General features: G+C 63.4%; 6 protein-coding genes and 1 riboswitch. Of the genes, 4 read left to right on the forward strand and 2 right to left on the reverse strand.

The window, feature by feature from the left end; translation table 11 throughout:
* Positions 1-96 precede the first annotated feature (96 nt).
* Together AC30NL_RS08310 and AC30NL_RS08315 are read right to left on the reverse strand one after the other, a co-directional pair.
* Positions 97-471, reverse strand: a complete 375-nt coding sequence (locus AC30NL_RS08310) for a P-loop NTPase family protein (RefSeq protein ID WP_489463537.1) — start codon at positions 469-471, stop codon at positions 97-99.
* A 61-nt stretch (positions 472-532) separates the two neighbouring features.
* Positions 533-823, reverse strand: coding sequence for a Fic family protein (locus tag AC30NL_RS08315; RefSeq protein ID WP_489463532.1), 291 nt, complete (start codon positions 821-823; stop codon positions 533-535).
* A 160-nt stretch (positions 824-983) separates the two neighbouring features.
* On the opposite strand from AC30NL_RS08315, the gene AC30NL_RS08320 reads away from it, so the two are divergent.
* The 4 genes from AC30NL_RS08320 to AC30NL_RS08335 all read left to right on the forward strand — a co-directional run bounded on the left by AC30NL_RS08320 (position 984) and on the right by AC30NL_RS08335 (position 7,328).
* Complete coding sequence (locus tag AC30NL_RS08320) at positions 984-1,553, forward strand: NnrU family protein (RefSeq protein WP_489463533.1); 570 nt, start codon at positions 984-986, stop codon at positions 1,551-1,553.
* Positions 1,554-1,654: 101 nt separating this feature from the next.
* Positions 1,655-1,740, forward strand: a riboswitch (cyclic di-GMP riboswitch).
* A 142-nt stretch (positions 1,741-1,882) separates the two neighbouring features.
* A complete protein-coding gene (locus AC30NL_RS08325) occupies positions 1,883-4,243 on the forward strand; it encodes a S8 family peptidase (RefSeq protein WP_489463534.1) in 2,361 nt (786 codons plus the stop codon).
* Entirely contained in the window at positions 4,243-5,913 is a 1,671-nt protein-coding gene (locus tag AC30NL_RS08330; RefSeq protein ID WP_489463535.1) for a sensor histidine kinase, read from the forward strand. Before AC30NL_RS08325 ends, AC30NL_RS08330 begins: the two co-directional genes overlap by 1 nt.
* Complete coding sequence (locus AC30NL_RS08335) at positions 5,910-7,328, forward strand: ATP-binding protein (RefSeq protein ID WP_489463536.1); 1,419 nt, start codon at positions 5,910-5,912, stop codon at positions 7,326-7,328. Before AC30NL_RS08330 ends, AC30NL_RS08335 begins: the two co-directional genes overlap by 4 nt.
* The last annotated feature ends 384 nt before the right edge of the window (positions 7,329-7,712 follow it).

Genomic DNA, 7,712 nt, shown 5'->3' on the forward strand with positions numbered 1-7,712 from the left:
ATGAACTTGTCATGCGTCAACCCCGCCTTCTTCAAACCTCGTAGGGGAAAAATTTGCTCCAACGGCCATCTTCCGCGTGTCCAGCGTACGTAAAGGTCAGCGTCTCGGCGCTCTCGGACAGGGCTGGGGTGAGGGCTGTGGGCGATGTTCCTTGTAGTCGACGATGTAGCCGAACTCGGTTTCCTCGCCATCCAGCCGGTTGGTGCGGCGGATGGCCTGGAACAAGCCATGATCCTGCCTTGGACTCAGGTCTTTGGTAGCCGCCCCGAACCAGGCGTCGATCCTCGCCGGTGATCCCAGCCGCTGGTCGATGTCGCGCGCCTCGTACACCAGGTCCAGCACGACCTCGTCTTCCACGGCTTCGCTGAACTTATAGGTGTGGATATAGCCGCCCAGGGCAAGAGCTGGCCCTCCTCGACGTTGGCGTTGCCCTCGCGGTCTGACCAGTCGCCCAGGTAGCGCCAGCCCAATTCATCGCGGAAAGGTGCCACCATGCGGTTCTGCGTGGCGCGCTCGGGCTGGGCCATGGTGCTCATGAATTCCTTCGTCGAAGTAGATCGGCGCGGCGTGCCAGTCCGGCGTCGGTCAAGCGGTACTGCTGGCGGCTGCTGCGCGGCTTGTCCGGCACGGTCATCGCCACCAGCCCGGCGACCAGTGCAGGCATCAGATACCCATCACGAAAGTTGTCTCTGTGTTTCAGGCCCAGTGCCTGCTGGATATCGGCGCGTTTCATCGCACCATCCAGCACCAAGACCAGCCGGTCCACTTCCTCGTTGACTTGCCCGGTGACTTGCCCGGTGACTTGCCCGGTGAGCCAATACAAGACCTTGAAAGGGTGAGGCTGACAGGCTGAGAGGATTTCGAGGGAGCCAATACAAGACCTTGAAAGGGGTGCCTCTGAGGCAGGACAAAGACTTTTGATTGACGCGACTCCCCCCTGTCCTCACACTGCGCCCGCCGCCTCACTACAAGGAGATTCTTTCGTGACTTTGCTGATCCTCGGACTCATCCTCTTCCTCGGCATTCACAGCGTCTCCATCGTCGCGCCCACTTGGCGTGATGCGCAGGCTCTGCGCTTCGGCGAGATGCCGTGGAAGGGCATTTACTCGCTCATCTCCATCGTCGGCTTTGTGGCGCTCATCATCGGCTTCGGCATCGCGAGACAGTCGCCCGTCGCGCTATACAACCCACCCAGCTGGGCCCGGCACATCACCGCGCTGTTGATGGTCCCCGTCTTTCCGCCACTCCTCGCCGCTTACTTGCCAGGCCGTATCAAAGCCACGCTCAAGCATCCGATGCTTGCCTCAGTGAAGCTCTGGGCCTTCGCGCACCTGCTGTCCAATGGCACGCTCGCCGACGTGCTGCTCTTTGGTGGCTTCCTGATCTGGGCCGTGGCAGACCGCATTTCGGTCAAGCGTCGTCCCGTGCGTCCTGTGCCGGGTGCACCCGCGCGTCCGATCAACGACCTCATTGCCATCGTCGGCGGCCTCGGTCTCTATGCGGTCTTCGTGATGGGTCTGCATCTGCGACTCATCGGGGTTTCGCCTGTTTGAGAAAGAGTGGGCACTCGATCACGAACATCGGGCCCACGATGCATGACCCCGGGCCGACCCTCAACCTGAAACCGTTTCAGGTCGATACAGTCCGTACCACATCGAGATAAAGGCACACCCGCGCGAAAGCCGGGGTCGCAAAGCTTCCGGTCTACGGCCTTCGGGCTACGACAGCGGGGTTGCCCAAGTAGACGAGTTCGGCGTTTTTTCGCCGCAGCTCGTCGCACGCCGACGCGTCCGGCGGTGGCAACCCAGCGTGTTGCCGGTTCGTGTTGCGACTCCTCCCCAGCGCAGTGATGCCGTCTTCGGTGCACTTCAGGGAGTCGTACATGAAAGTTCTCACTCGCTACATCATCCTCATCGAGTCGCGCGTGCGCGGCGCATTCTGGGCGCTCATCGCCATGAGCCTCATGACCATGCTTTGGGGGCCGCTTGCGGCGCAGGCGCAGGCGCAGGGCAATGCATCGAACAAGGTCGCGTCCGATCTGCGAGAGGCGATGCATTCGACTGCTGCGCCCAAACACCATTGGGCGAAAGACCTCGCGGGTGGCCGGTACGTTCGCGCGCTCATCGTCAGCAGCTCCGCCGACCCGGAGCTCACCGATTTGCGCTCGCACGTGCTGGCTGTGGGCGGGTCGGTCTACATGCGCTACATGTCCGTCTCGGCGTTGTCAGTGCTGCTGCCCGCGAGCCGCATCGACGAGATTGCGCAGCGCCCCGACGTGCAGAGCATTTCGCCCAACCGGCTCACCACGCGCACCGCGAGCTCGCTGGAAATGGCAACAGGCGCCGCGGATTTGCGCTCCGGCGCTTCGTCCGGCGCCGCTGGCCTGAATGGCACCGGTGTCGGAATCGCAGTGCTCGACTCCGGCGTGGCGGCAAGTCACCGCAACTTCCTCGACGCGAGCGGTCGTTCGAGCCGCGTGGCGCATGCAGTCGACTTCCAGAAGGCGGGTGACGCATCGGGCCGGCTCTGGCGCCCGGGCATCGACGTGTCGGCCTCGTGGTACCAAGGCGGGGACGACGGTCGCGGCATGTCGATGTTCGAACGCCTGATCTCGGCAGACCACAGCAAGCTCGCCGATCCCTACGGCCATGGCAGCCACGTGGCCAGCATTGCCGCGGGCAGCGGCCACTACCAGTCTGTCGATTCGACCGGCGTTGCACCCAACGCGAACATCTTCGATGTCAAGGTCCTGGACGCGGCGGGCAACGGTGAACTCGGCGATGTGCTCGCTGGCATCGATTGGGTCATCTACCACGCGAGGGAGTACAACATTCGCGTGCTCAATGTGAGCCTCGCGTCCGACTCGTCGGAGTCCTATCTCACCGACCCGCTGTGCCGCGCGGTGCGCAGCGCAGTGGCATCCGGCATCACGGTGGTGGTGGCTGCGGGCAACTACGGCTTGGATGAGAACGGGGCCGAGGTCTACGGCACGATCAGCTCGCCCGGCAACGATCCGTCGGTGATCACCGTGGGATCTGCCAATACGCACGGCACGCCGCAACGCAGCGACGACAGCGTCAACTTCTTCAGCTCGCGCGGTCCGACGCGTGGTGCCTATGTCGATGCGAGCGGCGTTCGCTATGTTGACAACCTGCTCAAGCCCGACCTCGTCGCGCCGGGCAACAAGATCGTGGGCGTGCTCGCGTCTGACAGGCAAGGCAGCGTCGACGGCTTCAGCTATCTGCCGCGCACTTATCCCGGCATGGCAGCGCCCTATGGCGGCACTGCGCAGCCGAAGCTCAAACAATTGATGAACCTGAGCGGCACATCAGTGTCGGCGCCGGTCGTGTCGGGTGCGGTGGCACTGATGCTGCAGGCAAATCCCGGCCTGACTCCGCCGCTTGTGAAGGCGATCCTTCAGTATTCCGCACAGCCCATTCCGGATGCCAACCTGCTTGAGCAAGGCGCTGGCCTGCTCAACGTCGAGGGCGCGGTGAAGCTGGCTGGGGTGTTGCGCAGCGACCTCGCGTCAGCAATCGAATCGGGACGCATCGCGGCGGGCGCACCCATGCTGGCGCCGGGCAAGATGATGCCGTCGCCGGTGTCGCGCATCAATGGCGCCAACGTACCGTGGAGCCGCATCGTCTTCGCAGGCGGCAGTCATGTGCTGAGTGGCTCGACGCTCTTCGAACAATATCAGTCCATCTACGACCCGCGGCTCGTGTGGGTGCGCGACAGTGCACAACGCTACGACGTCAGCTACTGGCCGGCCGCCACCCGTGAGGCACCACGCACCTGGGTGAAATCCATCGTCGCGAGGGGCGCGCCCACCCAGCCCCTTCTCACGGCAGGCGTCGTGTTGGCGTCGCCGCTGGCTGGAGACAGCTCACTTCGCGGCGAGACCGGCGTGTTCATTCCGACGGCCACCTTGTCGGGCTGGCTCGCGTCAGGCAGCGGCCTCGTGCTGAGCGAAGGCATCTTTTTCAGCAAAGGGCTGGTGTTGAGCGAAGGCTTCTGGAGTAAAGGACTCGTGTTGAGCGAAGGCTTCTTGAGTAAAGGGCTTGTGCTGAGCGAAGGCTTCTTGAGTAAAGGGCTCGTGCTGAGCGAGGGCTTCTGGAGCAAAGGACTCGTGCTGAGCGAGGGGCTCGTTCACAGCGAAGGGCTCGTGCTCAGTAAAGGCCTGGTCTTGAGCGAAGGGCACGTGCTGAGCGAAGGCCAAGCGGGCGTGACTGGCGAGCCATGATGAGCCAGATGCTTGCCGGCACGATCGACGGGGCACCCTCGCCAATGTGGTTGCGTCTGCATCGCCAGTTGATGCCGGACTACAACCGCAAGGCGGCGGTGTACTGGTGGAGCGTGGTGTTGCTGGGCGCGGGCATCATCGGCCACTCGCTGGTGCAACTGTCCGCCCTGTCCGTCGGTGCGTGGCTGCAGATCATTGTCGCGACGGCGCTGGCGATGGTTGCAGGTCTGGTGCCGGTGCGCATCCCACGCTCGACCAACTCGTTCACCGCCGGTGAGATTTTCATCTTCTTGTTGCTGCTCATGAGCGGGCCCGAAGCCGCGGCGATCGCATCGGCCAGCGAGGCGCTGGTGGGATCGTGGCGCAGCTCCAAGCGCTGGACGAGCCGCATTGCGAGCCCCGCCATGGCGGCGGTAGCGATGTTCACCGCGGGCTCGGCGTTGCACGGCGCGCAGGAGACGATACAGCGGCTGAGCGCAGGGCATGACGGCATGCTCCTGCTCGCGGCCATCGTGTTCGCTTTCGGCTACTTCGTACTCAACACGCTGCTCGTGACCATGGTGCCGCGGCTCAAGCGCAACCAGGCGCTGGACGTGAAAGTGTTTTTCGATTCCTTCGGTTGGCTGGGGATTGCCTACGCGGGCAATGCGTCGGTCGCGACCTTCCTGTTTCTGAGCTTCCGGCAGTCGGGCGTCGCGATCGTGGTGGCAGCGGTGCCGATCATCGTGATTCTGCTGACCACGGGACACTACTTCTTCCGGCGTGAAGAGGCCGAGGAGGCCGTGCGCAGGGCCAACGAGCAGCAGGCGGCGCAGCGGCAATTGATGGAGAACGCGCGCCAGGCCGGCATGGCCGAAATCGCAACCAACGTGCTGCACAACGTGGGCAATGTGCTCAACAGCGTGAATGTCTCGGCCGAGCTGATCGCGACCCGGGTACGCGACTCCGAATCGGTCGGCCTGGCGCGTGCCGTGAAACTGCTCGACGACCACGCCAGCGAACTCGGCCCCTACCTCACGGAGGACCCTCGCGGCAAGCTGCTGCCGGTTTACTTGAAGCAGTTGGCGCAGGCGCTGGTGGAGGAGCGCGAGAGCATCGCCGCAGAACTGCGGGAGCTCACCAAGAGCGTCAAGCACATCAAGCAAATCGTCGCCACGCAGCAGTCGTATGCCAGCGGTTCGGCCTTGATCGAGTCGGTGCAGATTCTCGAACTCATCGAGGATGCATTGCGCATCGACACCGGCGGGTTGATCGGCCGCGACGTGAATGTGGTGCGCGAATTCGAGGCCGTGCCTGCGCTGATGCTCGACAAGCACCGCATGTTGCTGATCCTCGTCAACCTCATCAGCAACGCGCGCCACGCGATGCAGCGAGCGCCCGATGCACTGCACACGCTGACGCTGCGCGTGAAGGTGGTCGACGAGAGCACGCTGACAGTGACTGTCATTGACACCGGCGAGGGCATTGCCGGCGACAACCTGACGCGCATCTTCGCGCACGGCTTCACCACCAAGAAAGATGGACACGGCTTCGGTCTGCACAGTTGCGCGCTTGCTGCGCGCGAGATGGGCGGCACTCTGCAAGTTCACAGCGACGGCCCCGGCCAGGGCGCCGCCTTCACGCTAGAACTGCCCCTGTCAACATCGCCAACATCGATGGAGGTCCTATGACGACGATCAAAAATCGACGCATCCTGCTCGTGGACGACATGTCGACCATCCACGATGACTTCCGCAAGATTCTCGTGCCGCAGTCGTCCTCGAAGTCGGCCCTCGATGCGGCCCGTTCCGCGCTCTTCGGCGAAGACATCAAGCCGGTGGCCGCACCCTTCGAGCTCGACTCGGCCTACCAGGGGGCCGAGGGCCTGGCCAAGGTGCAGGAGTCGCTGCGCACCGACCAGCCCTACGCCATGGCCTTCATCGACATGCGCATGCCGCCCGGATGGGATGGCGTGGAGACCATCGAGCGCCTGTGGGAAGTCGACCCGCGCCTGCAGGTGGTGATCTGCACGGCGTATTCGGACACCTCGTGGGAAGAAGTTCTCGAGCGCCTCGATGCGCGCGATCGATTGCTGATTCTGAAGAAGCCTTTCGACAACATCGAGGTACGCCAACTGGCCAACGCGCTGACCGCCAAGTGGCAGATGACGCAGCAGCTCGCGCTGCAGATCGACCACCTGGAAGACGCCGTCGAGGAACGCACCAGCAAGCTCACTCAGGCCAACGAGGCACTTCATGCAGAGATCACGGAACGCAAAAACCTGGAAACGCAGCTTGTCCAATCAGAGAAGCTCGCCTCCATCGGTCAATTGGCGGCCGGCGTGGCGCACGAGATCAACAACCCCATCGGCTACATCTTCTCCAACTTCGGGACGCTGGAGGACTACCTCGACAACCTGTTCCAGATGCTCGCGGCCTACGAAACGGCGGCCATGGCCTCACCCGAGGTCGCGAACAACCTGCACGCCATGCGTCAGAAGCTGCAGATCGAGTTCCTGAAGGAAGACGTGCCGGGGCTCATGCGCGAGTCGCTGGAGGGTATCTCGCGCGTGCGGCAGATCGTGCAGGACCTGAAGGACTTCTCGCGCGTCGACGCGGTGCAGGAATGGCAGCCGGCGGACATTCACCAGGGCATAGATTCCACGCTCAACATTGTCTCGAGCGAAGTGCGCTTCAAGGCCGAGGTGGTCAAGGAATATGGAGAGATTCCTGAGGTGTGCTGTCTGCCTTCGCAGATCAATCAGGTGGTGATGAATCTGGTGGTGAATGCCGCGCATGCGATGGGGCCGGAGCGTGGGCGCATCGTCGTGCGCACCGGGTCAGACGGCGACGAGGTGTGGATAGAGGTGTGCGACAACGGCAGCGGCATACCGAAAGACATCCTGCCGCGGATATTCGATCCGTTTTTTACCACCAAGCCCATCGGCAAGGGCACGGGGCTCGGGCTGTCGCTGTCGTATGGAATCATTCAGAAGCACCACGGAAGCATCGTCGTGGACAGCGAGGTGGGGCGTGGGAGCACGTTCCGCGTGACGCTGCCGGCGAGGCAATGCATGGCGGATTTTGTGGACACGGTGCCGGCTTGAGGAAAACAAGGGCATGGAACACGATCTCGGGCGGCGTCCGGATGTCCAAACCGGTCGCCGACACAACCCCTTCGTTTTCTTGCGCAAGGCTTCGGCTTGGCCATCAATCTGCACACGAGACGACCCTATGCTTGCCGTTCCAGCAGCCGCGCGGTGCGCGATGCGACCTTGCCGCCTCCTTGATGCGCACGAAGCCGAATGGCGCTTGCTGCCAAGCCTTTCCTGCTCCACCCGAACGACGACATGCCAGACATCCCAGTTTCCCGATCGACGCGAATCGATCCGGGCAGTGCTGCCCCCTTGCGCGATGAGCAGGAGCCGATGGCGGTGCCGTCGCCTGCGCGGGCGGCTCGGCAGGGGCCGCCGCAGCTTGCAGTGCGCACC

Source organism: Rhizobacter sp., assembly GCA_021153565.1.
Taxonomy (GTDB): Bacteria; Pseudomonadota; Gammaproteobacteria; order Burkholderiales; family Burkholderiaceae_C; genus Albitalea.